Genomic DNA, 26,022 nt, shown 5'->3' on the forward strand with positions numbered 1-26,022 from the left:
CGAAGGACTTTAGGACCCCAGAACGAGCGTTGTTCCATCAATCGTTCTGACGCGACTCGTCCAAACCTTATAAGGTCCTTCGGCTGGCGCCTCAGGATGACATTGCCCACAACAGGCACTTGAATCGATGCCACAACCCCCAATTCCCAACTCCTGAAATACAAGACCCCAATCATCCAAGACCCTAACATGAAAATCGTCTTGTTCTGGCACCGGCGCGACCTGCGCGTACACGACAACGCCGGGCTGACGGCGGCCCTGCAAAGCGGCTTTCCGGTGCTGCCCTTGTTTATCTACGACCGGGAAATCCTGGACCAGTTGCCCTCCCGCCGCGACGCGCGGGTAACGTTTATCTACCAGCAGGTGGAACGGCTGGCCCAGGCCGCTAAGCAGGCCAGCGGCACTTTTCTGGCCTACTACGGGCGGCCCCTGGAGGTATTTGAGCAGCTGCTGTCGGATTACGACGTGGCCGCGGTTTATACCAACGAAGACTACGAACCATATGCCACCGAGCGGGATTCGCAGGTGGCGAGGCTGCTCCAGGCCCGGGGCGCGGAGCTGCGGTCCTTCAAAGACCAGGTTATCTTCGCCAAAAGTGAAATCCTAAGTAAGTCGGGCACGATTCCCAAGGTGTTCGGGGCCTATAGCAAGGCCTGGCTGGCGGCTCTGCGCGACGAGCACCTGGCGCCCTATCCTTCCGGGGAGCTTTTCCGGGCAGAAAACCTGGCCCGCCTGGAACCCGCCCCGCCCCGGCCTACGCTCGAGCAGATGGGCTTTACGCCCTTTGAGCAGTTTGTGCCCGCAGCCGAGCTGCCCGCCGATGAGCTGGTGCGCAACTACCACACCACCCGCAACCTGCCCGGCCTGGAAAACAGCAGCACCCGCCGCTCGGTGCATCTGCGGTTCGGGACGCTGAGCGTGCGGGAGCTGATGCGCCAGGCCCGGGCGCTGAATTCTAAGCTGCTGGGCGAGCTGATCTGGCGGGACTACTTTATGGCCCTGCTCTGGCATTACCCGTTCACGGCCACCGAAAGCTACGACCCCCGCCTGCGCCGGGTGTCCTACCGCAACAACGAGGCGGAGTTCCGGGCCTGGTGCGAGGGCCGTACCGGCTACCCGCTCGTGGATGCCGGCATGCGGGAGCTCAATCAGACCGGCTACCTGCCCAACCGGGCCCGGATTGCGGCGGCAGGTTTTCTGGTCAAGCACCTGCTCATCGACTGGCGCTGGGGCGACCGGTACTTTGCCGACACGCTACTCGACTACGACATGGCCCAGAACGTGGGCAACTGGCAGTGGATGGCGGGCACCGGCGCCGTCGCCGCGCCCTGGTTTCGGGTGTACAGCCCCCAAAGCCAGCAGGAGCAGTATGACCCCAGCTTCGCCTACGTCTGGCAGTGGATTCCGGAATACGGCACCTGCGAGTATCCCAAGCCCATCGTTGACCACAAGTTTGCCCGGGAGCGGGCTACTGCCACCCTGCGGGCTGCTTATCGGGCGGTAGAGTAAGGTTAGCTGACAAAACGGGCATTCCGAGCGAAGTCGAGGAATCCCGCGTGCTTCATTGAGTCAGTAATCATACGTCAGCACGCGAGATGCTTCGCCTCCGGCTCAGCATGACGTTCTTTTAAACTTCCTTTTACCGCTTCACTTTCAGCCCAAACTATAAAGCCCATTACCGGAACCTGATACCGGCTGGGCGGTTATACTTACACGATGGAAAAAGAGCAGATCAAACAGGCATACCTCGACCACGTGCTGCGCAAAAACGCAGCACCGGCCTCGGTTTTCAAGCTCACCAGCAAGCTGGGAATCCCTGAGGCTGAGTTCTACCGGCACTACGCCGGCTTTGCTGCCATCGACCGGGAAATCTGGGCTGACTTTGGGGCGGACGCCCGCCGGAGCGCGGCCCGGGAGCCGGTCTGGGAAAGCTACGGGGCCCGGGAAAAGCTGCTGGCGTTTTACTTCACCCTGCTCGAAATCCTGAAGCAAAACCGCAGCTACGCGCTCTGGTCGCTGCGTACCTACCTGCCGGCCCTGCCCGGCCTCACGCCCCGGGTGCTCGACGACTTCCGCCTGGGCTTCGAGGCGTTTGTGGCCGAGCTGCTCCGCGAAGGCCGCCGGACCGAGGAAGTGGCTTCCCGCCCCGTACTGGAAGGGCAGTACCCGCGCGCGTTCTGGCAGCAGGCCATGTTTGTGCTAGGCTTCTTCGCCAAAGACGACACCCTCAACTTCGAGCGCACCGACGCCGCCATTGAGAAAGCCGTGACGCTGAGCTTCGACCTGGTGGGCCGCAACACCCTGGACTCGGCCTTCGACTTTGCCCGCTTTCTGCTGCGCCGCCGCTAATGCCTGACGTACCCGAAAACCAGACCCCGGACCTGGCCGACGATACCGCCGGCTCGCTTAGCTCTTTGCCGACCTCCAAAGTGGCCCGGGCCGCCCGCTTCGCCAAAACCGGGCTGAAGGTGGGTGCCAACTACGTGAAGCACTACGCCCGCCGCTCGGTGGGGGCCGAAAGCTCCACCGAGGACCTGCACCAGGCCAATGCGGCCGAGCTGTACGGGGCCCTGAGCCAGATGAAGGGCTCGGTGCTGAAAGTGGCGCAGATGCTGGCGATGGAGAAGAACATCCTGCCCGCCGCCTATGCCAACCAGTTTGCCCAGGCCCAGTACCAGACCCCGCCCCTGTCGGGGCCGCTGGTAGTGAAGGTGCTGCGCGACGCATTCGGCCGCTCGCCGTTTGAGGTGTTCGACGAGTTCGATCTGCAGGCCCGGCAGGCGGCCAGCATCGGGCAGGTGCATTTCGCCCGCAAGGATGACCGGCCCTTGGCGGTGAAGGTTCAGTACCCCGGCGTGGCCGACAGCATCCGCTCCGACATCCGCCTCGTCAAGCCCATTGCCCTGCGCGTGATGGGGCTGGACGAGGCCCAGGTTCGGCCCTATCTGGAAGAAGTGGAAACCCGCCTGCTCGAAGAAACCAACTACGCCCTGGAGCTGCGGCGCGGCACCGAAATCGGGGAACAGTGTGCCCACCTACCCCACCTGGAGTTTGCCCGCTACTACCCCGAGCTGTCTTCTGCCCGGGTACTGACGATGGACTGGCTGAGCGGACAGCACCTCAAGGAGTTTCTGCAAACCAATCCAACTCAGGAAGTCCGCAATCAGGTTGGGCAGGCCCTGTGGGACTTCTACGACTTTCAGATGAACACCCTGCTCAAAGTTCACGCCGACCCTCACCCCGGCAACTTCCTGCTTCGCGTCGAAGCGGGCGGCACCGTGGGCGTGCTGGACTTTGGCTGCGTCAAGGAAATTCCGGCCGACGTACACCACCTGTTCACCGCCCTGCTGGCTCCGGAAACGCTGACTGACCCGGCCCGTCTGACCGAGCTGCTTACCAAAGCCGGCGTGCTGCGCGCGGACGACTCGGCGGCCCGGCAACAGTTCTACGTCAGCACGATGCAGGCTTCGCTGGAGCTGGTGGGCCGCCCTTTCCGCCAGCCGGTCTTCGACTTCGGCGACCCCGGCTATATGGCGGCCCTGTATGCCCTTGGCGACGACCTGCTGCAACAACCCGAGCTACGCCAGCAGCGGGAGCCCCGGGGCTCCGAGCATTTTATTTACCTGAACCGGACTTACGTCGGCCTTTACGCATTGCTGACGGAGCTCAAAGCCGTGGTCCGGACCGCCGGTAAATAAGCGGCCGGTCGCAACCCTTTCGGCCCTCTGCCAGTTCTGGCTCCCCATCCTCTGTCCATCCGTGTTGCTATACAAGATGAGCTGAGGTTGGGGTTGTAACTTTTATGTCTACAGCTGTACATGAAAGAACTTCTGACTCTGGTTGCCAGGCTCTTGGGTGTGGGATCTGCTTCCGTCTAAACGGCGACAACCAGCACCCCAAGCTGCTCCCGCCCCGGCAACGCCACCGAGGCCTTTGCCATGCTGGCGACCGACAAAGACTTTTCCGGGGGCCACGACGCGCCGCTGCCCTTCACCTACGCCGGCGAAGGCCAGACCATTGAGTTCAAAACCACCGACGGCAAAACCGGCCGGGGCTTTGAAATCAGAAGCGCCACGAAGAGCGACAAGTACCTGTTCGTGATTCACGAGTGGTGGGGTTTGAACGACTACATCAAGCGGGAAACCGCCACGTTTGCAGCCGAAATGCCAGGCGTCAATGTCATTGCCCTCTAGCTCTACGACAGTCAGGTAGCTACCACCCAGAGAAAGCCGGCAAGTACATGCAGGCCGAGGCCATCATCAGGGGCGCCTTGCAGTACGCCGGCAAAAACGCCATGGTAGCTTCCGTTGGCTCGCGCTTCGGCGGGGGCTGGAGTCTGCAGACGGCGCTGCTGGCCGGGCCGCAGGCTGCGTGATCTACTACGGTATGCCGGAAAAGGACGTCAGCAAGCTAAAGGCGCTAAAAACTGACGTGCCAGATATTTTTGCCAGCCAAGACAAATGGCTTAGTCCGGCGGTAATCACTTAGTTCCAGAAGGATATAGCCGCCACCAAAAAGAAAGTCACCATCAAGAGCTACGACGCTGACCACGCCTTTGCCAACCCGTCGAAAGCGGAATTCAGCCAGGAATATGCCAGGGCGGCCCACGCCGGGGCGCTGGCCTACCTGCGCAAAAGCTTCAAGCTGAAGAAAGGTCCGTTGTATTGCGCTTACAACAATAGCCCAAAAAAGGCCCCATCGTGCTTGCGACGGAGCCTTTTTTGGGTCAACCGTGTCACTTCCTGGCGATATGGCCAACGGCGGAAAACCAGGTATCAGAGACACCTCAGCCCAGCTGCTGCACTACTTCATCCACCACTTGGCCGAGCTGGCTCAGGTCGTCTAGCACGAAGTAGTGGGTCTGGAACTTGTCTTTTTCAAACGGGGTGGCCAGCACGGCATCCAGGCTGAATGGCTCTTTGGTGGGCTCGTCGCTGAGGCTGAAGCGCACCTCGCCGTGGGAGGAAAGCAGGCCAGCCCCGTAGATGCGCAGCCCATCGGGCTGGCGGAGCAGGCCAAACTCGGCGGTAAACCAGTACAGGCGGGTAAACAGCTCCAGGGTTTCGGGCCGGGTCCGGATGTTTTGCAGGGCTACGGTACCGAGGTGGCTCAGGAAATCAGCGAAGTGCGGATCGGCCAGGAAGGGCACGTGGCCGAACACGTCATGGAACATGTCGGGCTCCTCCAGGTAGTCGAGCTGGGCCAGGGTCCGCAGCCAGGTCGTGGCCGGGAACTTACGGTCGGCCAGCAAACCAAAAAAGACGGCGTCGTCGACGATGCCGGGCACGACCACCAGCTCCCAGCCCGTGAGGGCCTTCAGGCGGGGATTCACTTCCCGGAAGTCGGGAATCGCGTCGCGGGTAAAGCCGATGCGCTGCAGGCCGGTCAGGAAGATGTCGGCCGCGCGGCCGGGCAGCAACTCCATCTGGCGGTCAAACAGCAGCTGCCAGACGTGCTGGTCGGCGGCGGTGTACTGGTCGTAGTGCTGCAGCAAGGTTTCGGATGGACTGAGCTGGGCAGGCGAAAGGGAGGAATGCATCTGAAAAAGGGTAAGTGAGTGAAGCAGATTAAATAAAAAACGCCTGCCCCCGGGTGCGGAGGCAGGCGTTTTGCGGTAGGGTTGGTTTTGATTCCCTAACACGAACAGGCCGCTCCGCTCCTTGGGAGAGCGTAATAAGCGTAGCCGGCGTAATAGGAAACCTGATGAATCATCGTGGAGAAAAAGAGCAACTGCTGGGCTTTACTTGATTTTACCGCGTAGGGTTTAGCTGCCAGCCCGAAGCCAGCAAAGCGGCCAGGTCGGCTACGCTCTCGGTGAGCTGCTCCCAGCTGCTGAGCACGAAGTACTGATCCTGCAGATGCTCCTCGCTGTAGGGCGTGTGCAGGGCCGAGGCCAGGTCGAACGGGCGACGGGTGGTTTCGTCGGCCACGCAGTGGTGAATCTCCCCCGATGAGGACAGCAGACCGGCCCCGTACAGGCGGGTCTGGCCTTGCTCCTGCACCAGTCCGAACTGCACCGTGAATCCGTAGAGGCGTACGAGCTGCTCAAGCGCCGCCGCATCGTGCAGGTGCAGGCCGGCTACGTGCCCCAGGAAATGCAGGAAATCGGCAAAGGCCTGGTCCATGAGCAAGGGTACGTGGCCAAACACGCCGTGGAACAGGTCAGGCTGCTCGATAAAGTCGAACTGGGCCATGGACCGGATCCAGGTGGTAGCCGGAAACCGGCGGGCAGCCAGCAGGCCAAAGAACGTGGGCGCATCCAGCAAGCCTGCCACCGGCACCAGCTGCCAGCCCGTGGCCCGGAACAGCCGCTCACTGGTCTGGTCGAAGTGAGGAATGCCCTGGCGGGTAAAGCCGGCGGCGGTCAGGCCCCGGCCAAACGCCGAAGCCGCCCGCTTGTGCAGCAGCGCCGTTTGCCGGTCGAACAATACTTTCCAAACCAGCTGGTCCTGGGTGGTGTACCGGTCATACTCTTGCTGGATCATGGTCCTGGGCATAATGTGGCATAAAAAAAGCCCGATTCCTGGCGGAGTCGGGCTTTGGTTTTTCGGTTTAGGGATGCTGGTTAAGCTTCCGTTCCGTCAATACCGCTCGACTCCGTCCGGGCTGGGACGATTCATGGTCAGATAAAAGCAGTAGACGGACTGGTGGTGCATCGGGAGCAAATATAAAGCAGTTCTGAAATAAGTTGTACAGTATGAAGGCTTGTTTTTTCAGGGCGTTGTCATAAAACCCATGAGCTGCATGAGAATACACCCTTACATAAAAGCCTTTTTCTCATACCTTTTCATTTGCTTCAGGCATCACTCCCATGCAGATCGAGCCAACTGACGCGAATAGCAGTGCCGGTTTCCGAGGAATGACTTTCCGGACAGGGCGGCGAAATTGCACTCCCGAAAGCTATGCACCGGTTTACCGCTCCGCTTACTTTTTGCCGTTTTCCTCATAGTCCATCCGTAGCTGCTGGGTGTCGCCGGTGATGCGCAGCTGCAGGTTGGCCGTTTCGGCGGAAGGGTTGAGTACGACGGCGGCCGAGCCCGCCGCAAAACGAAGCGTGGCCTGCTGCCCCGGAGCGAGGGTGGCTTTGCCAAAGATGCCTCCTCCTTTCGGGCGCTCCCTGAACTCCACCGCTACTTTGCCCACGTTATGGGCGGCTACCTTGAAGGCGCCCGGCTGCTTCCCACCCAGTACAAACTGCTTGCGAGGCTCAATAAACAGGTTGGACCGAATACTAGCCCAACCGGCCGTGGCCGTAAGCAGTGCAAGGGCCGTGGCAACGGCAAGCATTCGGCGCTGGCCGGGCCGGATCGGGCGGGGTGCCGGGGAAGTTTGGGCAATGAGAAGTTTCATACGACGAGCGTTAAGCGTTGAACATGGCCCAAAGGTGCCGCCTGCCCCAGCCCGCTGCGCCCCGGATTATAGGTTGGGGCGTCCCAACTTATACATTGGGTCGGCTGGCCGCACTGGGCGTGATGCCGCGCAGCTTTTTAAACACCCGGTTGAACGTCGATTTGGAATTGAAGCCCGACTCCAGGGCTACCGCCAGCAGGGTATAGTGCGCAAACAGCGGGTCGCTAAGCTTGCGCTCTGCTTCCCGCACCCGGTAGCCGTTGATGAAATCGTTGAAGTTCACCCCGAACCCGGCGTTGATAACCCGCGACAAAGCCGAGGTGTTGGTGCGCAGCTGAGTGGCCAGCTCTCCCAGGGTCAGCTCGGGGGCCAGGTAGGGCCGGGCCGTTTCCATGTGGCGGGTCACGCGCTCAACCCAGCGCTGCACCTCCGGGTCGGAGGCCGCCAGCCCCGTCCCCTTCAACTCACTCGGGTCCGGACGCACTACCGCGATACGCAACGGTTCCGGCGCAGTGTCCGCCAGATCCGGCGCGGGCGCGGGCAACTCCGGGCCGGGAACCGCAGCCGGGGCCAAAGTGGAGGGGGCTTCGGGCTCAAAGTGCAGCGGGGCCGTCAGGCGGTGGTTGGTCAGCAGACCGGCAATGCTCAGAAAGTAAATCAGAATGCCGGTAAGCAGGTACTCGTACCATACCTGGTAATACGATAACGCCATGAAGCCGACGTCCACTGCGCTAAAGCAGAACGTGATGCCTACGCTCACCAGCACGGCTACCAGCAGGTTGCGCAGCCACCCAAACCGGATCTGCTCGGTATCGGAGAAGTTGTCGTTGATGTAGCGCCGGTACACCCGGTAATCGCGAAGCGTAAGCCAGGTATAAACGGCCACAGAAACGTAGCCTACCGCTTCCACCCAGGCACCAAGGTCGTCTGTCAGGTTGGCCAGCCAGCCCTTAGTGCCAAAATGAAGTGGAAAGTCCTGCCCCAGAACGCCGTGCTGCCACCCCACATCCAGCGCAAACGCGGCGAGCCGCCAACCGACGTAGGTTAGCGCCGGTACAAAGTGCCACCAGTGCCGCCGCTCAAACCGGAATTCCTGGTTGGTCAGGCTGCGGAAGTAGAAGTAGAACGCCGGCCCCACCGCCAGCCAGTGACTGAACGGAAAGTAGAACATGGCCGTCGAATAAGCGTTGTGGGCGTCGTACCACCCGGCGAAGCCCAGCATCCACTGCGCCAGCCGCACCGCCTGCAGCAGCAGCAGCAGCGCCAGCCAGCCGTCAGCGGGGGTGCCGTGGCGGCGGCCCCGGGTCAGGAGCACCACCGCTACCACCACGCCCTGCACAAAGAAAGGCAGCAGCAGGCCGCTGAAGGCATTGAACTGGAAAAGCATGGGTGCGGACGGTTTCGTAGCTGCGTTAAGGAGCCGCCCCAGCAAGCACGGCCCCTTACGCAGCACTAAACATACAACTCCGCCATTCTTCTACTCCAGCTCCTGCCGCAGGGCGTACACCCGGCGCAGGTTGCGCACCAGCCGGGCCGACTCCTCGAAGTCGAGCGTCTGCTGCCCGTCGGAGGCGGCTTCCTCGGGCTTTTCGTGGGTTTCGTAGAGGATGCCGTCGGCCCCGGCCATGATGCCGGCCAGGGCCATCGGTGCCACGTAGTCGCGGATGCCAATGCCGTGGGACGGGTCGACCAGCACGGGCAGGTGGGTTTTCTCTTTCAGGATGGGCACCGCATTCAGGTCGAGGGTGTTGCGGGAGGCGGTTTCGAAGGTGCGGATGCCCCGCTCGCACAGAATCAGTTTTTCGTTGCCACCCGAAAACACGTACTCCGCCGAGGACAAAAGCTCGTCGATGGTGCCGGAGATGCCACGCTTGATGATGACGGGCTTGTCAACCCCGCCCAGGGCATCGAGCAGGTTGAAGTTCTGGGTGTTGCGGGCGCCCACCTGGAACACGTCCACGTAGTCGTGCATCTCCTCCACCTGCGACACCTGCATGACCTCGGTCACGATTTTGATGCCGCGGGCCCGGGCCATCTGGTGAAACTGGCGCAGGCCGTCCATGCCCAGCCCGCGAAACGAATAGGGCGACGAGCGGGGCTTGAACACCCCGCCCCGCATCAGCCGGACGTCGTTGTCGACGAGGTGCTGCATGATCTTCTCCATCTGCTCCTCGCTTTCAATGCTACAGGGCCCGGCTACCAGACTCAGCGTCCCCTCCCCGATCCGGACGCCGTCGCCGAGGTGGAGCACGGTGGGGCGTACCCGCCACTTCCGGCTCACCAGCTTGTAGTCGTCCGATACGCGGTGAATGTCCCGGATGCCCGGCAGCTGGCCCACAGCCCGCAGGTCGAAGTCGGCCTTGCCGATGGCCACGAGGTAGCTGGCGTGCTGGGTCGTCACGTCGGTGACTTTGTACTTGAGGGCCTTGATCTGACTTACAATGGCCGCCTTGGCTTCTTCGGTGACGTTCTTTTCGAGCTGGATTATCATGGAGTGGTTGGTTAGTCAGAAACCTGATGTATTGTCATCCTGAGCTTGCGAAGGACCTTATCAGGTTTGAACGACTGGCAGCAGAGTTGATGTAGCAACGACTCGTTCCTCGGTGCTAAGGTCCTTCGGCTTCGCCTCAGGATGACATTGAAGTAAGTGGGTAGGTTAAAAGAGGAAGGTCCTTCGCGGTGCGGACGACAGATCAAGGAGGACAGACGACTTTCGGTTATTTCAGAATTGAGGCCACGAACTTCGTGGCGGCGGCGGGGGCATCTTGCTGCCCTTCCAGCGCCCGGATCAGGGCCGAGCCGATGATGGCGCCCTCAGCGTAGCCGCAGGCCCGGTCGAACGAGGCTTTGTCGGCAATGCCAAAGCCGATCAGGCGGGGGTTGCGCAGGTTCATGGCGGCAATGCGCTGAAAGTAAGCTTCCTGCACGCCCTCGGCCTGTGTGGCTCCGCTGCCCGTAGTGCCGGGTCCCGACACCAGGTATAGAAACGACTCGGTCAGGTCGTCGATGCGGCGAATCCGTTCGGGCGCGGTCTGGGGCGTAATCAGGAACACGGGGCGCAGGTTGTAGCGCCGGAACAGCTCCTGGTACTGCTCTTCGTACTCGACCAGCGGCAGATCGGGCAGAATCACGCCATCCACGCCCACGGCCGCCGCTTCCTGGCAAAACCGCTCCATGCCGAACTGCAGCACCGGGTTGAGGTAGCCCATTAGCAACAGGGGCACGTCGGGCACGCGCTGCCGGATGCCCCGAAGCTGGGCAAACAGCGTGGGCAGCGTCATGCCGTTGCGCAGGGCCACGGTGCTGCTCTGCTGAATCACCGGTCCGTCGGCCAGCGGGTCGGAAAACGGCATCCCGATTTCAATCAGGTCGGCCCCGGCCGCGGCCAGGGTTTCGATAAGCGGGCCGGTGGCTTCCAGCGTGGGGTAGCCGGCGGTGAAGTAGATGTTGAGCAGGCCGTCTTTCTTGCGCTCGAAGGCCTGGGCTATGCGGTTGGTCATATCGTGATGCTGATTCCTCTGGGCGGCCGAAACTTATTTTGTCAGCTTGTCGGCGTACTTGAGGTAGGTTTCCAGGTCTTTGTCGCCCCGGCCGGAGAGGTTGAGCACCACCACGTCGTCGGGGCCGGCGCCGAGCTGTTCGAGGGCAGCCAGCGCATGGGCCGTTTCCAGGGCCGGAATGATGCCTTCGAGCCGGCTCAGCTCGGCCACGGCGCGCAGCGCCTGCTCATCCTCGATGCTGACAAACCGCGCCCGGCCCGTCGTGCCCAGGTGGGCGTGCAGGGGGCCGATACCGGGGTAGTCGAGGCCGGCCGACAGCGAATACGGCTCGGTAATCTGCCCGTGCTCGTCCTGCATCAAAAGCGTGCGGGAGCCGTGGATGATGCCCGCCGTGCCCAGCACGGAGGTTGCGGCCGAGTGGCCGGAGTTGATGCCGTGCCCGGCCGCTTCCACCGCAATGAGCTGCACCGAGGGCTCATTGAGAAAGTGGTAGAAGGCCCCGGCAGCGTTGGAGCCCCCGCCCACGCAGGCTACCACGTAATTCGGAAGCTCGGAGCCGGTCTTCTCCAGCAGCTGCTTGCGGATTTCCTCGCTGATAACCGCCTGCAGCCGGGCCACGAGGTCGGGGTACGGGTGGGGCCCTACCACCGAGCCGATGATGTAGTGCGTATCGACCGGGTTGCTGATCCAGTCGCGGATGGCTTCGTTGGTGGCGTCCTTGAGGGTGCGGCTGCCGCTGGTGGCAGGCCGTACTTCGGCCCCGAGCAGGCGCATGCGGTACACGTTGGGCTTCTGCCGCTCCATGTCCACCTCGCCCATGTACACCACGCACTCCATCCCCATCAGCGCGCAGACGGTGGCCGTGGCCACGCCGTGCTGCCCGGCCCCGGTTTCGGCAATGATGCGGTGCTTGCCCAGGCGGCGGGCCAGCAGGATCTGCCCCACGGTGTTGTTGATTTTATGGGCCCCGGTGTGGCAGAGGTCCTCGCGCTTCAGAAAGATGCGGGTGTTGTACTTCGCCGATAGCCGCTTGGCCTCAAACAGCGGGGTGGGCCGCCCCACGTAGTCGCGCAGTAAGCCCTGGAAGTCCCGCTGAAAGTCGGCGTCCGCCAGGATGCTCAGGTACTGGTCGCGCAGCTCTTCCACGTTGGGGTAAAGCATTTCGGGAATAAAGGCCCCGCCAAACTCCCCGTAGTAGCCGCGGGCATTGGGCTGAAACTGGTTTGTATCGGTCATCTTCTAGTGGATTTTAGAGGTTAGAGCGGAGAGCTTGGACTTTTTCGATCCTGCGGTCCAGGTTGTTGGCTCTTAGCTTTTGGTTCTCGTTTACGGTCGGAGCAGACGAAACATCTCGGTCAGCAGGGGCACGTCTTTGCGGCCCGGCGCGGTTTCGAAACAGCTGTTAAGGTCCAGGGCAAACAGTCCGGGCAGGCGCAGGCGGCGCAGCGCATCGGCATGCGCCAGGCTGAGTCCCCCGGCCAGGAAGTAAGGCACGGGCAGGCGGTAATGTTCAAGGATCTGCCAATCGAACGTGGTGCCGTTGCCGCCGGGCAGCTCGCCTTTGGTATCGAACAGGAAGTAGGTACAATGCGCCGCGTAGGGTTCCAGCTGGCGGAAGTCGAACTCCGCTCCTACCGCAAACGCTTTGCTGACCGGAATGCCCGCCGCCTGCAGCTCGGCGCACTGGGCCGGCGTTTCCGCGCCGTGCAGCTGCACGAGGTTCAGTCCGTACTCGGCCACGTGCTGCTGAATCCGCTCCGTCGTTTCATTTACAAAAACGCCTACCCGCTGGATGGAGGCCGGCAGGGCCCGAACCTGTTCGGCTTGCAGCTCCGGCCGGGCATGGCGCCGCGACTGGTCATAGAAGATAAAACCCATGAAGTCGGGTCCCAGCGCCGCCACCTCGGTGATGTTGGCAGCATACTTCATCCCGCACACCTTGATGTTCAGATGCGAAGAAAGTCGGGGTTCCGGGGCGGGCGCAGGGGCGGCGGTAGTCATCCTAAGTGGCGGATTGAGAGCGAAGGGTAGTCAGCTAGCGGACTACGGATTCGGCCAGGGCCAGCTGCTGCACCAACGCGGCGCAGGCTTTCTCGGGGCGGCTGCTGCGCATAAAGGCCTCCCCGATCAGAAAACCCTGGTAGCCGGCTGCCCGGAGCTGCCCGATGGCGGCGGCCGAGGTCACGCCGCTTTCCGACACCTTCACGTAGCTATTCGGGATCTGGCCGGCCAGCTCGAGCGAGGTGTCGAGGCTGACGCTGAAGTCGTGCAGGTTGCGGTTGTTGACGCCTACCAGGCTGACCGCGTCGGGGTGCAGGGTGCGGGTCAGCTCGGCATCGTCGTGGACTTCGAGCAGCACTTCCAAACCCAGGCTCCGGGCCAGGGCGCCGAGGGTCCGGACCTCATCGGCACTGAGGATGGCAGCAATCAGCAGCACGGCGTCGGCCCCGATGCTCTTGGCTTCCAGCACCTGGTACTCGCTCACCACGAAGTCCTTGCGCAGAATCGGGCAGAAGTTGAAGCGGCGGGCGACGGTCAAATCCTCGTTTTTACCGCCGAAGAACTCGGCGTCGGTCAGGATGGACAGCGCCGAGGCGCCGGCCTGCATGTAGCCCAGCGTGGTGCGCTCCACCGGCGCATGGGGGTTGATCCAACCTTTGGAGGGCGACTTGCGCTTGAACTCGGCAATGATGCCGCTTAAATCATCGCGCTGCAGGTAGCGGCGCAACGACAAGGCGGGGGCCGCGAAGTGCAGGCTGCGCTCCAGCAGCTTGGTGGGCACCAAGTCCTGGCGGTCGGCCACCTCGCGGCGCTTGTGGGCCACAATCTGGTCGAGAATGGTGGGATTGTTCATTTGGAGGAGCTAGGAGTTAGGAGCCGGGAGTCAGGAGAATGTTCTAACCAGATGCAGCTCATCGTGGGACTTAGTGATTTAGTAATAGCCGAAAGGCGCGGCGGGCTTTGCCGGAGTCGAGAGATTCGCGGGCCGCAGCCAGGGCATCGGGAAAGGAAAGCCGGGAGTCGGCGCACTGCAGGGCCAGGGCCGCGTTGGCAGTTACGACGTTGCGCTGGGCCGCGGTGCCCTGCCCGTCGAGTACCCGCAGAAACAAGTCCGCCGATTCGGCTACGGTCGTGCCCCCGGCCAGGTCTTCGGGCCGGCAGGCGGGTAAGCCCAGGTTCTCGGCCTGCAAAACCTGCTCCCCGGCCCGGGAAACCACTTTGGCGGTACCGGTCAGGGAAAGCTCGTCGTAGCCGTCGAGGGCGTGAACCACGGCGTAGCTGGCCGGGGTCTGCTGGAGCAGGTAGTGGTAAAGGCGCTGCAGCTCGAGGCTGAACACCCCGGCCAGCTGGTAGTCGGGCCGGGCGGGGTTGACGAGCGGCCCCAGGATGTTGAAGAACGTGCGCACGCCCAGCTCCCGGCGCACGGGGCCGGCGTGGCGCATGGCCGGGTGAAAAGCCGCCGCGTGCAGAAAGCAGATGCCGGCCTCGTCGAGCTGCCGGCGCAGCGTGTCATTGGACGCCTCAAAGTCGTAGCCGAAGTGCGCCAGAATGTTGGACGAGCCGCACACCGACGATACGCCGAAGTTGCCGTGCTTGGCCACCTTGTAGCCCGCCCCCGCCGCCACGAAGCAAGCCAGGGTGGAAATGTTGAGCGTGTCCTTGCCGTCGCCGCCGGTACCCACGATGTCGAGCACCGCGTGGGTGCCCAGTTCGGGGTTGCGGCACAGCTCCAGCAGCGCCGACCGGAAGCCGCTAAGCTCGGGCACGGTGATGGGCCGCATCCGGAATACGGTCAGAAACGCAGCCGTTTCGGCCGCATTAACCTTGCCGCTGCCCAGCTCGTGCATCGTTTCCCGCGCTTCCGCATCGGTCAGCGTCTGGTGGTCGAAAAGCTTGGTGAGAATCTGTTTCAAGGGAAAAGCGAAATAAGCGTAACTCCTGAGCTTAGGAGGGGACGCCGTGCCGAAGGCGCGGCTGGAGTGGATGCCGTCGTTGCGGGCGTTGAATTGCCAGCGTTTTATCATCAAAAGGTGAAGCCGAAGGACCTTACGACTTGCTCTTGCCTGCCAAGGTCCTTCGCAGGGCTCAGGATGATATTTGCGGGGTCGTGTTCTTACCCTTCCAACCAGTTCTTCAGCATCTGCGGGCCGTGCTCGGTGAGGATAGACTCGGGGTGGAACTGCACGCCGCGCACGTCGTAGGTTCGGTGGCGGAAAGCCAGAATCTGCCCGTTGGCATCCCGGGCGGTTACTTCCAGCTCGGCGGGCAGCGTTTCCGGCGCCACCACCCAGGAATGATAGCGCCCCACCTTAAACCGGGCCGGCAGCCCGTTAAACAGCCGGTCCTGCCGGGTTTCGATATCGGCGTCGGTGGCAATGCCGTGCAGCACGGCCGGCAGGTTGTAGAGCGAAGCCCCAAACGACTCGGCAATGCCCTGGTGCCCGAGGCAAACGCCCAGCATCTTCTTGGTCGGAGCGTAGCGCCGGATAACGGCTGGCATCAGTCCCGCTTCCGAGGGCACGCCCGGACCGGGGGACAACATGATGGCATCGTACTGCTCAATGGCGTCAAGCTTAATCTTGTCGTTGCGCACTACGTCGGTTTGGCTGCCATACCCCAGTTCCCGCAGCAACTGGACGAGGTTGTAGGTAAAGGAGTCGTAGTTGTCGAGGACGAGGATTTTCATGGCTGATTGTTAATTGTTTACCGGGAGCAGGTAATGCGGTTGGGTATTGATTGTTGAGGTACTAACACTAAAAAAATTCAAGGGCCAAGTGGCAGTCAAACCGAACACCGAAACCTCATCAATCAGGAATCAATAATTAACAATCAACCACCACCCCCACCTTCTCGGCTTCCCGCAGGGCTTTGCGCAGGGCAGCCAGCTTATGGTGAACTTCCTGGAGCTCGGAATTGATATCGGAAGCGGCCACGACGCCCGCGCCGGCCTGGTAGTGCAGCTGCCCCGCAGTGCTCAGAAAAGAGCGGATCATGATGGCGTGATTGAAGTCGCCGTCGAAGCCCAGGTGGCCCAGGCAGCCGCCGTAGTAGCCCCGGGCCGTGGGCTCCAGCCCGTCGATAAGCTGCATGGCCCGGTGCTTGGGCGCCCCCGACAAGGTGCCGGCCGGAAACGTGTCGGCCACTACCTGCAGCGGGGCCACGTCGGCAGCCAGCGTCGCCGTGACTTCACTTACCAGGTGAATGACGTGGGAGTAAAACTGAATTTCACGAAACACCTTCACCTTCACGTTGTCGCCGTGCCGGGCCAGGTCGTTGCGGGCCAGGTCCACCAGCATCACGTGCTCGGCATTTTCCTTGGGGTCGGCGGCCAGCTGCCGGGCCAGCTCGGCGTCCTGCTCGTCGTGGCCGGTGCGGCGGAACGTGCCGGCAATCGGGTACAGGCTAGCCTGCCGGCCCCTGATGAGCAACTGGGTTTCGGGCGAAGAGCCGAAAATCCGGAAGGAGCCGTAGTCGAAGTAGAACAGGTAGGGCGAGGGGTTGATGGAGCGCAGCGCCCGGTACACGTTAAACTCGTCGCCCGTAAACGCCTGGGAAAACCGGCGGGAAAGCACAATCTGGAATACGTCGCCCCGGCGGCAGTGCTGCTGCCCGGCGGCCAGCGCGGCCAGAAACTCTTCGTCGGTCTGGTTGGTTTGCTCCGCTCCCGATGCGGCAAAGCCGAACTCCGGCAGGCTGGGGTTGCGAATCAGGTTTACCAGCCGGGTAAGGCCGTCGTGGTCGGTGGCTTCGTGCTCAGGCGAATGCTCGAACACAAACAGCTCGTTGCGGAAGTGGTTGATGGCAATGACGTAGCGGTAGGTGGCATACAGGATTTCCGGAATCTGGCCCGCCGCTTCCTTGGCCGGATTCAGCGTCAGGTCCTCGAAGTACTGCACCCCCTCGTAGCCGATGTAGCCGAACAGGCCGCCGGTGATGAAGTCGAAGCCGGTGGGCCGGGTGGGGAAGCTGGCCGCGAACCGGCTCAGACGGTCCAGCGCCAGACGGGGCTCGGCCAGCGTTTCGGTCTGCACCGAGCCGTCGGGAAAGGTTTGCCGCACCCGGCCCCGGCTGACCTCAAACCGGGCCAGGGGCTCAAAAGCCAGGTAGCTGAAGGCATTCTGCTGGCCGTGGTAGTCGGAGCTTTCCAGCAGCAGGCAGTTGGCATACTGGTCGCGCAGGCGCAGGTACAGGCCCACCGGGGTCAGGGTATCGGCCAGCAGGCGGACGTGGCGGGTTTTAAGCGGGTACTGGTTCATCTGAGCAGCTAAGGGCGGAATGATGGGAATCGAAGCAGGGTTGTCAAACCGCCGGAAAGCAAAAAAGCCCGGCGGGCGGCCGGGCTTTCCTTGATATGTCGATGCGAGGTTTACAAGTGACCTTACCGCACGCACAGGCTTTCCCGTCCGGAGTTTCGGAGAGGCCACCACCAAGCGCACAGGGTATGTTGAACGGTCATTGAAAAAAGGCCAGGGCCAGGGTATTGTTGGGCTCTAACGCTGCAAAGGTAAAGCGGGTTTCTTACAAGACAAGCAATTTTTCACTTTCAGGGTTGACAAGTTTGCAATGTCAATTGAAAGAAGCCGCTGAATTTGCAATTCCCCAGCCGCGTTTCCCGATCATAAAGCAGTGCGGCAGAAAGGGCTTGCGAAACAACCACCGCCCCGCTCCCATTTCGTGCTGACAGCTTGGGGCTACCTACGGCCGGCTTGGCGGCCGTAGGTAGCCCCAAGCTATTCTTTTACAAAGCTCTGGGAACCGGTCTGCTTGCCGGCCGAGAGCCGCAGAAAGTAGCTTCCCCGGGCAAGGCGGCTGATGTCCACAACCTGCCCGTCCCGTACTTTGGTTTTCAGCACCACCCGGCCCGTGGAGTCCAGCAGCTCCAGGCGGGCGTCGCGCACATCGGCGGGCAGCTGCACGGTCAGCTTGTCTTTGGCGGGCACCGGAAAGGCGCTGAAGGCCAGGCAACGCTGGGGCTTGCCGGCAGATGTAGGCGTGGCAGCAAACAGCCACTGGTAGGCCGCCGGAAACTCCCGCTTCCAGAACCACTCGGCGTGCTGCCCGTCGGCCCGGGTGTTGAAGCTGAGGTTAGCTGCCGGCACGCCCCCAGCCTGCAGGGAGTCCCGCATGTTGCGCATCAAAGGCACCATGGTCTGGCTTTCCTGGGTGCCGCTCACGAAGTAGAACCGGGTGTTGGGGTTGGCCGGGTGCTGGCGCAGGTACTGAAACAGGGGCCGCTCGGCAAACCAGAACGCCGGCGAGAACACGCCTACCTTGCCATATACGCTCGGGTACTTTAGCGCCGCGTACACCGAAATCAGCCCGCCCATGCTGGAGCCGGCAATGCCCGTGTACTCCCGCCCGCTGAGGGTCCGGTAATTGGAATCGATATACGGCTTCAGGGTCAGCGCCAGGAAGTCGGTGTACTGGTCGCCCTGCCCGCCGCCGTACTGGGGGTTGTTCCACGGGGAGTATTCATTCAGGCGCTGGGCCCCGTCGTTGTCGACGGCTACCACGATGCAGGCGCTGGGGTCGAGGCCCTGCTGCTGGAGCTGGCTCAGCGTTTCGTCGACGCCCCACTCCCCGGAAAAGCTGGTGCAGGCGTCGAACACGTTCTGGCCGTCGTGCAGGTAAATAACCGGGTAGCGGCGGGAGCTGGTGGCATAGTCGTTGGGCAGGTACAGCCACACCCGGCGCGTGCGGTTCAGCTGGGGAATGGCAAAGGTGGTGCTCAGCACGCGCACGTTGGGCGCTAAGGCCGTCGACGTGCAGCCGCTGCCTCCGGCCAGGTCCTGCCAGTTCAGAACCTGATGCTCGACCAGCGTGCTACTGCCATAAGTGAAGCGGCGGTTCGTAATGGCGCCCCCCGCGGCATTCGTTTCTACCGAAGCCCAGGCGCCCCGGGTAAACTTGTACTCAATGGTGCCGGAGCCGGCTGGCAGGGTAAGCTGGTAAGTGCCGTCGGCATTGCGGGTCAGGGCGTGGGCCGCGCTGCCGGGGTTCCAGTTGTTAAAGGAGCCGGCCATATACAGCGTGGCGTTGGCGGGCGTATTGGCCGGTACGCTGGTGATTTTAAAAACAACCTGGGCCGAACACGTCAGAGAGCCGACCAGGAGCAGGGAAAAGAGAAGCAGGCGCATAGGGAATAGGAAAGGAAGGGAATCGGGTCCGGAAGATACGAGCCCGGCCCGGGAGGCGGCCCCTGACCCGCTTGGCCGATCAAACCGGATTATGCTGGTGACGCAAATAAAGCCCGCAAAAAAAGAGGCGGCAGGTGAGTAAGGGCTTACTTTATTTTCTGCTTTTTTAAATTCCCGAAAGCCTTGATCTGACCTACGTTAAGGCGGAGAGCTAAGCCCTTTACGCTCAGAGTGTAGCACTTGGCAGAATCAAGCGCGGGGCGAGAAAAAAGTGAGTGAGGAATGAAACATTGTTTTTGTAGTGGGCAAAGCTATAACTTGCGGAGTTTATTTACCTTTCCACTTCTAAATCCACTTACGTCAGCCAGCCGTCACCTGCCTGAAGGCCTGCTTTTAGGTTGGATTTCCCTACCGCTTGCTGCTCTTCCCTCCCGCTTCTTTTCACTTCTCTCAAATCCCACTTCATGAAACACTCCTACCTGCCGAAACTATTGTTTCTGCTTTTGTTCCTCTGCGCCGGCATCACCGGAGCCCTGGCCCAGACGACCGGCTCGGTGAGCGGCCGGGTACTGGACGAGAAAAACCAGGGACTGCCCGGCGTTACCGTGCTCATTGAAGGCTCCACCCTCGGCAACACGACCAATTCCGATGGAGCATACCTGCTCCAGGGTATACCGGCCGGTCCCCAGACCCTGGTGATTTCGTTTGTGGGATTTAACACCCAGCGCAAAGTCATCACCATCGTCGCCGGCCAGAACGTAGTGGTGGATGCTACGATGGCGGAAAACACGACCCTGCTAAGTGAGGCAGTGGTAGTGGGCTACGGCACCCAGCAGCGCCGTCAGCTGACCGGCGCCGTATCGGAAATTGACTCGAAAGCCTTTACCAACACCCCCCTGCCCAGCTTCGACGCCGGCCTGCAGGGCCGCGCCGCCGGCGTGCAGGTGGTACAGTCGAGCGGCGCCCCGGGCGCGGCCGTCCGTGTTCGGGTCCGGGGCCAGTCTTCGGTTTCGGGCGGAGCTGATCCGCTGTATGTAATTGATGGCGTGGTAGTCAACAACGGCGACTTCAGCAGCAAAAACTACGGCGCGACGTCCGCTATTCCCCTTAACCCCCTGGCTGCCATCAACCCCGACGAGATTGAGAGCGTGTCGGTACTGAAGGACGCGGCTGCCGGGGCCATCTACGGCGCCCGCGCTGCCAACGGGGTGGTGCTCATCACCACCAAGCGGGGCAAAGCCGGCAAAACCCAGTTCAGCCTGAACTACTCGATCGGCACCCAGACGCCGGCTCGCAAGCTCGACATCCTGTCGGGTCCGCAGTGGCGCGAGGTGTACCGCGAAGCCTACACCAACGACAGCATCGCCGGCCTGCGCCCTGCCCTGCCCACCAACATCAACGGCGTCAACCTCGGCAGCGCCCCCAACAACCGCCGCTTCCTGTTCGGCAGCACCACCGATACCGACTGGTACGAAGAGGTCTTCCGCACCGGCCGCGTGCAGGACGTGAGCCTCTCGGCCTCGGGCGGCAGCGACAAAACCAAGTTCTACATCAACGGCGCCTTCAACCGCAACGAGAGCATGCTGCGGGGCAACACCTTCCAGCGCGGCTCCCTGCGCCTGAACCTCGACAACGAAGCCACCGAGAAGCTGACCCTCGGCACGCAGATCGGCCTGTACTTCACCGACAACACCCAGGTTCGAACCTCTTACAACGGCGGTCTGGGCGCAGCTCAGTCGAACGCCCTGCCCATCTTCCCGGTGCGCAACGCCAACGGGACCTACTTCGGTACCCAGTTCGCCAACACCGGCAACAACCCCACGGCCCAGCTCGACGACCGGTTCAACACGCAGAACCTGCGTACGCTGACCAACGTGTACTTCAACTACAAGATCCTGCCGGGCCTGTCGTTCCGTCCTCAGGTGTCGCTCGACTTCCTTGATCAGTACGAGCGGTTCTACTTCTCCCCCACCAACCGGTACTACCAGAACACCGGCCTGGGCTCCCTCGACGAGCGCCACGTGAACTTCTATAACGTGCAGGGCAACGCGGTGCTGAACTACACCAAGGATATCAACGAGAACAACCGCATTTCGGTCATCGGCGGCTCCGAGCTGCAGTACAACACCCAGCGCGACATCGGCTTCTACACGGCCTCGGGTGGAGCTGGCTTTCTGAATCCCCTGCTCAACCAGTCGACGGCCTCTATTTCCTACGACCCCCGTGTACCGACTGCCCAGCGCGTAGGCCCCGCCGTAGGAGGCTACAATTCGGTAGACTTCTACCGCTTCGCCTCTTTCTTCTCCCGCGTAAACTACTCCCTGCTGAACCGCTACACCGCTGAACTCAGCCTGCGGGCCGATGGCTCGTCGCGCTTCGGTCCCAACAAGCGCTTCGGCTTCTTCCCGGCGGCCTCGGCCAGCTGGGTACTAGCTGAAGAAACCTTCATCAAGGACATTGCCGTTATCAGCCAGCTGAAGCTGCGCGGCAGCATCGGCCTGACCGGCAACTCCGAGCTGGGCTCCAACTTCTCCTTCCTCGGCACCACCACGCCCGAATCGAACGTGTACCTGGGCCTTAACGGCAGCCGGCTTACCCGCATCAACAACCCCGACCTGAGCTGGGAAACCAACCGCTCCCTGGACGTAGCCCTGGACTTCGGCCTGATTCAGAACCGCCTGACCGGTACGGTAGCCTACTACAACAAGCGCGGCACCGACATCCTGCTCAACCAGGCCGTGCAGATTTCCGCCCTGGGCCTGGGCCGTACACCGGCCAACTCCGACGTGGTGATTCGCAACCAAGGCTGGGAGTTTGAGCTGACCTCACGCAACGTGGCGAACGACAAGTTTACCTGGACGACCAGCCTGAACCTGTCGGCCAACTACAACATGGTGCTCGACGCTGCCGGTCTGGCCCCCGACGCTTTCGAGTCCGGCCCCGGCGACGCCCGCATCATCCAGGGCTACCCGGTTGGCACCAACTTCCTGGCTGAGTACGCCGGCGTAGACCCCGAAACCGGCGACGGCCTGATTCGCGCCCTCGACGGCTCCCTGATTCGCCTGAACAAGGACACCCCGGCTTCGGCTCAGCAGAACAACCGCCGCCCCGTGGGTACGCCCTTCCCCAAGCTGCAGGGTGGCCTCGACAATACCCTCACCTTTATGGGCGTGGACCTGAGCTTCCTGCTCGTGGGCTCGTACGGCAACACCATCTACGACGACGCCGGCAAGTACCAGAACGGGGGCCGCATCGGATCCTGGAACCAGACCACCCGCATCCTGGACCGCTGGCAGAAGCCCGGCGACAACACCGACATTCCCCGCCTGACCCTGCGTCCGTTCAACCCCGACCAGAACAACACCACCCAGTGGCTCTACGATGCCTCCTACCTGCGCCTGCGTACCATGCAGTTGGGCTACACCCTGCCCGGCAGCCTGACTGAGCGGATGCACGTAACCCGCCTGCGGGTGTACGTAACCGGCACGAACCTGCTCACCTTCACCAAGTTTCCCGGCTGGGACCCCGAGGTGACGCGCTACGCGGATGCCGGCGACAACACCGGCCGCAACAACCAGGCGAATATTTCCTTCTCGGCCCCGTACCTGGCAACCCCTCAGGCCCGCACCCTGCAGGTTGGCTTCAACCTCGGCTTTTAATCTGACATGCTCATGCTACGCAATACTCTTTCCCGTGTGCTCACCGTGGGATGCTTAGCCGCCGGCGCGGTTCTGACTTCCTCCTGTGAGAAATTCCTCGATATCAAGCCCATCACGGAGCTGCCCTACGACCAGAGCTTCAACACCGTTGGCAAAGTGGACGCCTTCGTGCTGTACGGCTACGGCCGTCTGGCCAGCTCCAACTTCTACGGCGGCCAGGTGCAGATCGTCAGTGAACTGTTCGGCGACAACCTGAACTTCACCGCCATCCAGGGCTCGGGCGGCGACAATGACTTCCGCAACCGGCAGTTCAGCCTGTTTTCCAACCCCGGCTCCGGAATCTGGTCTACCGGCTACCAGGCTATTGCCAACTCGAACCTGGTAATCGACGCAGTGGACCGCAACCTGTTCGATGCCGAGCAGCCCGTCAAGAACCGGCTGAAAGGGGAAGCCCTCTTCATCCGGGCCATTGCTCACTTTGAGCTGGTGCGTCTGTTCGCCAAGCCCTACAGCAACAACCCCGGCTCCGACCCCGGCATCGTGCTCCGCACGAAAGTGGTATCGGCCAACGAAGCGAAAGAAAAGGTCGGCCGCGCCCGGGTTGGCGAAGTATACACCCAGGTTATCAGTGACCTGCAGGAAGCAGCCAGTCTGCTGCCCGCCCAGAACGGCGACCGGGCTACTTCCTGGGCCGCCAAGGCCCTGCTGGCCCGCGTGTACCTCGACCAGAACAACTATTCCGGTGCGGCCCAGCAGGCCGACGACGTAATCCAGAATGGTGGCTTCAGCCTGGGCACCCCGCCCGAATCGGTAGTGGGTCCCTTCCGCACGACGGGCCAGGGCCAGCGCCACAGCAGCGTGATTTTTCAGCTGGTGAACCAGGCTGGTGCCGATGCCGCCGGCTCGCTGCGCAATGCCTTCTACAGCTACTTTGGTGGTAGCGTCCGCCTGTACCTCAACGACCAGGGTCCCGGCAACATTGCCGAAGCCCTGCGTCTGCGCGGCGGTCTGCGCTACGACTCCCTGGTGGTAGTCAACGAGCCCGGCGACCCGACTACGGCTACTCCCTACCCCTACAGCTCGAAGTACCGTGGCACCGACCCGTTTGCTTCCGCACCGATTAACATTCCCATCATCCGCCTGCAGGAGATGTACCTGACCCGGGCCGAGGCCCGCGCCGCCCAGGGCGGCTCCACCGATGCCGCTATCCGCGCCGACATCAACGCCGTGCGCCAGGCGGCCGGCCGTCCTGCCGACAATACCACCGCCGGTCAGGCTGCCCTGCTGGCCCTTGTGCGGGATGAGCGTCGCTTGGAGCTGTTCCTGGAAAACGACCGGTTCCACCAGCTGCGTCGTCTGCAGCTGCCCAGCCGCGGCACGGCGTTTAACTCAGGCCGGGTACTGCTCATTCCCCTCGATGAGGTGAACGGCAACCCCGGCATCGAGCAGAACGGCGGCGACTAATTGTTGCCTGTCAGCCCGTAAGTGAAAAGCCCCGCAGCGACGCTGCGGGGCTTTTTGTTGTTTATTCCGAATCGGCTTTGCAACCGAGCAGTGAGGCTGCTACTTATAGCTTCCCTACACCGTGTGCAGCACTTAATCCGGTACTGCCTGGCTTCAGATGCAGCTTCGATTACCTCCTGAGCTCTTGGCTTTAGATACAGACTTTGATAGCGGAAGGCAGACGGCTCCGGGAACTCCGTGGCAGCTCAGGGTTGCTCCAAGCATTCGGCCACGCTGCAAGGCAATTTGACGGTCCTACCCTCTTATTCTAACCTAGGAGTACTATTAAGTAACGACCTCCTTGCAGAGCAGAGCCACCAGCAACTGGTCGTCGGGCAAAAAGAAAGGGAGCTGCCGGAGCAGCTCCCTTTCGGGCAATGTTGTGAAAAGTGACGCAGGCTTACAGCAGGGTCACTTTGCGGGTAGCAACCATGTCGCCAACCTGTACCTTTACCAGGTAGGTGCCGGCCGTTACGCTGCTGCCGTCGAGCTTCAGGTTCTGGAAGCCAGCGGCCTGGGTGCCGTTCTGCAGGGTGCGCACCGTGCGGCCCATCAGGTCGGTCAGGGTTACTTCTACGTGCTGGCTCTTGTTGGCAACCTGATAGGTAACCGTGGCGCCGCCCGAAGCCGGGTTGGGGAATACGCTCATGGCAACCACGGCATCAGCCGCTTTGCTGTTGCTGAGCACTACTACGTTGAGGGTAGCTGCCTGGGTGCCGCCGAGGGCGGTGAAGTCCGGATCAAATTCCAGGTTGGTGGTACGGCCGGGAATTTCGGGAATCACGTCGGTCGACCAGTAGCCGCTGCCGCTTACGTAAGCACCGAACAGGCGCACAACGCTGGCGCCGGAAGGCAGGCCCAGCGCAGCACGGTCCAGCTCAATCTCCCAGCCGAACGAGCCAGCACCGCCACCGGTGGTGTTGCCGGGGTTGGTGGTGATGTCGCCCGAAGGCGTGTCGCGGTACGACATGCGCGCACCGGCGAACCGGTTGAAGGGAGCAGCGGTAGTAGCCGTCGACAGGGTTACGGGCGTGCCCGTAGTAGTCAGCATCGGACCAAAGTCCTGCGATACACCGGCGGTAGCCGACGTGTAGATAACACCCTGGGCCAGCATGCCGGTAGCGTCGCCTTCGATGCCGAGGGCCATGTCAACGGGCATGTCGAACTTGGCACCGCCGCGCTCGAACACCGTACCGGAGCCGGCAATGGCGGGCTGTACCGTACCCTGGGGAATACCCGTCATGTTGGGCAGGTCCATGTACACGTGAAAGCCGTTGCCGTTGGTGTTTTTTTCCAGCGTGCCGGCCAGTGCGATGTACAGCTTGGTCGACGAGTTGGCACCGAACATCTGCAGCAGGCCCCAGTTGCCGAAACCGGCGGGGTGGGGCTGGGTGAAGCGGCCCAGCGAAACGTAACGGCCCGTGTTGGCAGCGCCAATCTCGGTAGCACCGATAGTGCCGTCCATGGTGATCTGAGCCTGGGCGGTGAGGGAAGTAGCAGCCAGGGCACCGGCCGCAGCGAGAGTAAACAGTTTTTTCATGTGGGTACTGAAAAAGAGTGAAGGTGACTGATTTGGAACTAGCGTAAGATGGTAGCCGGACCAGAAGTCAGAGCCGCTGAAAACGGCTACCAGCGTAAAACTAACACGGGATTTCTAAATAAAAAGTTTTGGTGTTTGGGTAATCACTCGCAAAACCAGCAACAATGGCCATCTTATTGATTATAAGCGTACTAAATATACATAGCTCGCTTTTTTTCTTGAATGAATTTCATGGAAAAAGCTGTATTCGCCGAACTTACTTCGTTAATAAACCCCGCAAGTTATAGCTTTAAACCGGCGTTGGGCTCCGTCCACGCCGCTCCGGCCGCTTT

General features: G+C 61.9%; 21 protein-coding genes. 7 read left to right on the top strand and 14 right to left on the bottom strand.

Annotated elements, in window-relative coordinates; translation table 11 throughout:
* Positions 1 to 189 precede the first annotated feature (189 nt).
* The 5 genes from LJY25_RS02430 (at position 190) to LJY25_RS21185 (ending at position 4,375) form a co-directional block, all read left to right on the top strand.
* On the top strand, positions 190 to 1,509 hold the full coding sequence (locus tag LJY25_RS02430; protein WP_227606629.1) for a cryptochrome/photolyase family protein: 1,320 nt from the start codon (positions 190 to 192) through the stop codon (positions 1,507 to 1,509).
* Between the two features lie 207 nt (positions 1,510 to 1,716).
* Positions 1,717 to 2,349 carry a TetR family transcriptional regulator C-terminal domain-containing protein gene (locus LJY25_RS02435; RefSeq protein WP_227606630.1) on the top strand — a complete coding sequence of 211 codons (633 nt, stop codon included), beginning with the start codon at positions 1,717 to 1,719 and terminating at the stop codon, positions 2,347 to 2,349.
* Positions 2,349 to 3,698 carry an ABC1 kinase family protein gene (locus LJY25_RS02440; RefSeq protein WP_227606631.1) on the top strand — a complete coding sequence of 450 codons (1,350 nt, stop codon included), beginning with the start codon at positions 2,349 to 2,351 and terminating at the stop codon, positions 3,696 to 3,698. The genes LJY25_RS02435 and LJY25_RS02440 overlap by 1 nt, the downstream gene beginning before the upstream one ends.
* Positions 3,699 to 3,938: 240 nt before the next feature.
* Entirely contained in the window at positions 3,939 to 4,193 is a 255-nt protein-coding gene (locus tag LJY25_RS02445; protein ID WP_227606632.1) for a dienelactone hydrolase family protein, read from the top strand.
* Between the two features lie 47 nt (positions 4,194 to 4,240).
* A complete protein-coding gene (locus LJY25_RS21185; protein ID WP_262908596.1) occupies positions 4,241 to 4,375 on the top strand; it encodes a hypothetical protein in 135 nt (44 codons plus the stop codon).
* A 411-nt stretch (positions 4,376 to 4,786) separates the two neighbouring features.
* Here the strand turns inward: LJY25_RS21185 and phhA are convergent, their stop codons facing one another.
* The 13 genes from phhA to LJY25_RS02510 all read right to left on the bottom strand — a co-directional run bounded on the left by phhA (position 4,787) and on the right by LJY25_RS02510 (position 18,988).
* Positions 4,787 to 5,539: a phenylalanine 4-monooxygenase gene (phhA, locus tag LJY25_RS02450; RefSeq protein ID WP_227606633.1), complete on the bottom strand. Its 753-nt coding sequence runs from the start codon at positions 5,537 to 5,539 to the stop codon at positions 4,787 to 4,789.
* Between the two features lie 211 nt (positions 5,540 to 5,750).
* Positions 5,751 to 6,485, bottom strand: a complete 735-nt coding sequence (locus LJY25_RS02455) for a phenylalanine-4-hydroxylase (RefSeq protein ID WP_262908597.1) — start codon at positions 6,483 to 6,485, stop codon at positions 5,751 to 5,753.
* Between the two features lie 439 nt (positions 6,486 to 6,924).
* Positions 6,925 to 7,350: a hypothetical protein gene (locus LJY25_RS02460; RefSeq protein ID WP_227606635.1), complete on the bottom strand. Its 426-nt coding sequence runs from the start codon at positions 7,348 to 7,350 to the stop codon at positions 6,925 to 6,927.
* A gap of 88 nt (positions 7,351 to 7,438) precedes the next feature.
* Positions 7,439 to 8,737 carry a helix-turn-helix domain-containing protein gene (locus tag LJY25_RS02465; protein ID WP_227606636.1) on the bottom strand — a complete coding sequence of 433 codons (1,299 nt, stop codon included), beginning with the start codon at positions 8,735 to 8,737 and terminating at the stop codon, positions 7,439 to 7,441.
* A gap of 90 nt (positions 8,738 to 8,827) precedes the next feature.
* Positions 8,828 to 9,841: a 3-deoxy-7-phosphoheptulonate synthase gene (gene aroF, locus LJY25_RS02470; protein WP_227606637.1), complete on the bottom strand. Its 1,014-nt coding sequence runs from the start codon at positions 9,839 to 9,841 to the stop codon at positions 8,828 to 8,830.
* Positions 9,842 to 10,067: 226 nt separating this feature from the next.
* The gene (gene trpA, locus LJY25_RS02475) at positions 10,068 to 10,850 is read right to left on the bottom strand and encodes a tryptophan synthase subunit alpha (protein ID WP_227606638.1); all 783 of its coding nucleotides are present in this window, start codon (positions 10,848 to 10,850) and stop codon (positions 10,068 to 10,070) included.
* 33 nt (positions 10,851 to 10,883) lie between these two features.
* The gene (gene trpB / locus LJY25_RS02480; RefSeq protein WP_227606639.1) at positions 10,884 to 12,086 is read right to left on the bottom strand and encodes a tryptophan synthase subunit beta; all 1,203 of its coding nucleotides are present in this window, start codon (positions 12,084 to 12,086) and stop codon (positions 10,884 to 10,886) included.
* 90 nt (positions 12,087 to 12,176) lie between these two features.
* Entirely contained in the window at positions 12,177 to 12,851 is a 675-nt protein-coding gene (locus LJY25_RS02485; RefSeq protein WP_227606640.1) for a phosphoribosylanthranilate isomerase, read from the bottom strand.
* Between the two features lie 34 nt (positions 12,852 to 12,885).
* Positions 12,886 to 13,704, bottom strand: coding sequence for an indole-3-glycerol phosphate synthase TrpC (gene trpC / locus LJY25_RS02490; protein WP_227606641.1), 819 nt, complete (start codon positions 13,702 to 13,704; stop codon positions 12,886 to 12,888).
* A gap of 70 nt (positions 13,705 to 13,774) precedes the next feature.
* Complete coding sequence (gene trpD, locus LJY25_RS02495; RefSeq protein WP_227606642.1) at positions 13,775 to 14,764, bottom strand: anthranilate phosphoribosyltransferase; 990 nt, start codon at positions 14,762 to 14,764, stop codon at positions 13,775 to 13,777.
* 200 nt (positions 14,765 to 14,964) lie between these two features.
* Positions 14,965 to 15,537 (bottom strand): anthranilate synthase component II, encoded by a 573-nt coding sequence (locus tag LJY25_RS02500; RefSeq protein WP_227606643.1) that lies wholly within the window; start codon positions 15,535 to 15,537, stop codon positions 14,965 to 14,967.
* Between the two features lie 136 nt (positions 15,538 to 15,673).
* Positions 15,674 to 17,107, bottom strand: coding sequence for an anthranilate synthase component I family protein (locus tag LJY25_RS02505; protein WP_227606644.1), 1,434 nt, complete (start codon positions 17,105 to 17,107; stop codon positions 15,674 to 15,676).
* 474 nt (positions 17,108 to 17,581) lie between these two features.
* Positions 17,582 to 18,988 carry an alpha/beta hydrolase-fold protein gene (locus LJY25_RS02510; RefSeq protein ID WP_227606645.1) on the bottom strand — a complete coding sequence of 469 codons (1,407 nt, stop codon included), beginning with the start codon at positions 18,986 to 18,988 and terminating at the stop codon, positions 17,582 to 17,584.
* A 464-nt stretch (positions 18,989 to 19,452) separates the two neighbouring features.
* Here LJY25_RS02510 and LJY25_RS02515 point away from each other — a divergent pair, with 464 nt between their 5' ends.
* Both LJY25_RS02515 and LJY25_RS02520 read left to right on the top strand, forming a co-directional pair.
* Entirely contained in the window at positions 19,453 to 22,647 is a 3,195-nt protein-coding gene (locus LJY25_RS02515) for a SusC/RagA family TonB-linked outer membrane protein (protein WP_227606646.1), read from the top strand.
* A gap of 12 nt (positions 22,648 to 22,659) precedes the next feature.
* Positions 22,660 to 24,111 carry a RagB/SusD family nutrient uptake outer membrane protein gene (locus tag LJY25_RS02520; RefSeq protein ID WP_227606647.1) on the top strand — a complete coding sequence of 484 codons (1,452 nt, stop codon included), beginning with the start codon at positions 22,660 to 22,662 and terminating at the stop codon, positions 24,109 to 24,111.
* 439 nt (positions 24,112 to 24,550) lie between these two features.
* On the opposite strand, the gene LJY25_RS02525 is transcribed toward LJY25_RS02520, so the two are convergent.
* A complete protein-coding gene (locus tag LJY25_RS02525; protein WP_227606648.1) occupies positions 24,551 to 25,690 on the bottom strand; it encodes a T9SS type A sorting domain-containing protein in 1,140 nt (379 codons plus the stop codon).
* Between the last annotated feature and the right edge of the window lie 332 nt (positions 25,691 to 26,022).

It is taken from the genome of Hymenobacter translucens (assembly GCF_020685205.1).
In the GTDB taxonomy this organism is placed as follows: Bacteria; Bacteroidota; Bacteroidia; order Cytophagales; family Hymenobacteraceae; genus Hymenobacter; species Hymenobacter translucens.

Excerpts from the sequence above, each read along its gene's own strand:
- LJY25_RS02525 (WP_227606648.1), bottom strand. The coding sequence starts at position 25,690 with ATGAAAAAACTGTTTACTCTCGCTGCGGCCGGTGCCCTGGCTGCTACT.
- LJY25_RS21185 (WP_262908596.1), top strand. The coding sequence starts at position 4,241 with ATGCAGGCCGAGGCCATCATCAGGGGCGCCTTGCAGTACGCCGGCAAA.
- LJY25_RS02445 (WP_227606632.1), top strand. The coding sequence starts at position 3,939 with ATGCTGGCGACCGACAAAGACTTTTCCGGGGGCCACGACGCGCCGCTG.
- LJY25_RS02520 (WP_227606647.1), top strand. The coding sequence starts at position 22,660 with ATGCTACGCAATACTCTTTCCCGTGTGCTCACCGTGGGATGCTTAGCC.
- LJY25_RS02485 (WP_227606640.1), bottom strand. The coding sequence starts at position 12,851 with ATGACTACCGCCGCCCCTGCGCCCGCCCCGGAACCCCGACTTTCTTCG.
- LJY25_RS02435 (WP_227606630.1), top strand. The coding sequence starts at position 1,717 with ATGGAAAAAGAGCAGATCAAACAGGCATACCTCGACCACGTGCTGCGC.
- trpC (WP_227606641.1), bottom strand. The coding sequence starts at position 13,704 with ATGAACAATCCCACCATTCTCGACCAGATTGTGGCCCACAAGCGCCGC.
- LJY25_RS02460 (WP_227606635.1), bottom strand. The coding sequence starts at position 7,350 with ATGAAACTTCTCATTGCCCAAACTTCCCCGGCACCCCGCCCGATCCGG.
- trpA (WP_227606638.1), bottom strand. The coding sequence starts at position 10,850 with ATGACCAACCGCATAGCCCAGGCCTTCGAGCGCAAGAAAGACGGCCTG.
- trpB (WP_227606639.1), bottom strand. The coding sequence starts at position 12,086 with ATGACCGATACAAACCAGTTTCAGCCCAATGCCCGCGGCTACTACGGG.
- LJY25_RS02500 (WP_227606643.1), bottom strand. The coding sequence starts at position 15,537 with ATGAAAATCCTCGTCCTCGACAACTACGACTCCTTTACCTACAACCTC.
- LJY25_RS02505 (WP_227606644.1), bottom strand. The coding sequence starts at position 17,107 with ATGAACCAGTACCCGCTTAAAACCCGCCACGTCCGCCTGCTGGCCGAT.
- LJY25_RS02465 (WP_227606636.1), bottom strand. The coding sequence starts at position 8,737 with ATGCTTTTCCAGTTCAATGCCTTCAGCGGCCTGCTGCTGCCTTTCTTT.
- LJY25_RS02455 (WP_262908597.1), bottom strand. The coding sequence starts at position 6,485 with ATGATCCAGCAAGAGTATGACCGGTACACCACCCAGGACCAGCTGGTT.
- LJY25_RS02510 (WP_227606645.1), bottom strand. The coding sequence starts at position 18,988 with ATGCGCCTGCTTCTCTTTTCCCTGCTCCTGGTCGGCTCTCTGACGTGT.
- LJY25_RS02515 (WP_227606646.1), top strand. The coding sequence starts at position 19,453 with ATGAAACACTCCTACCTGCCGAAACTATTGTTTCTGCTTTTGTTCCTC.
- phhA (WP_227606633.1), bottom strand. The coding sequence starts at position 5,539 with ATGCATTCCTCCCTTTCGCCTGCCCAGCTCAGTCCATCCGAAACCTTG.
- LJY25_RS02440 (WP_227606631.1), top strand. The coding sequence starts at position 2,349 with ATGCCTGACGTACCCGAAAACCAGACCCCGGACCTGGCCGACGATACC.
- aroF (WP_227606637.1), bottom strand. The coding sequence starts at position 9,841 with ATGATAATCCAGCTCGAAAAGAACGTCACCGAAGAAGCCAAGGCGGCC.
- LJY25_RS02430 (WP_227606629.1), top strand. The coding sequence starts at position 190 with ATGAAAATCGTCTTGTTCTGGCACCGGCGCGACCTGCGCGTACACGAC.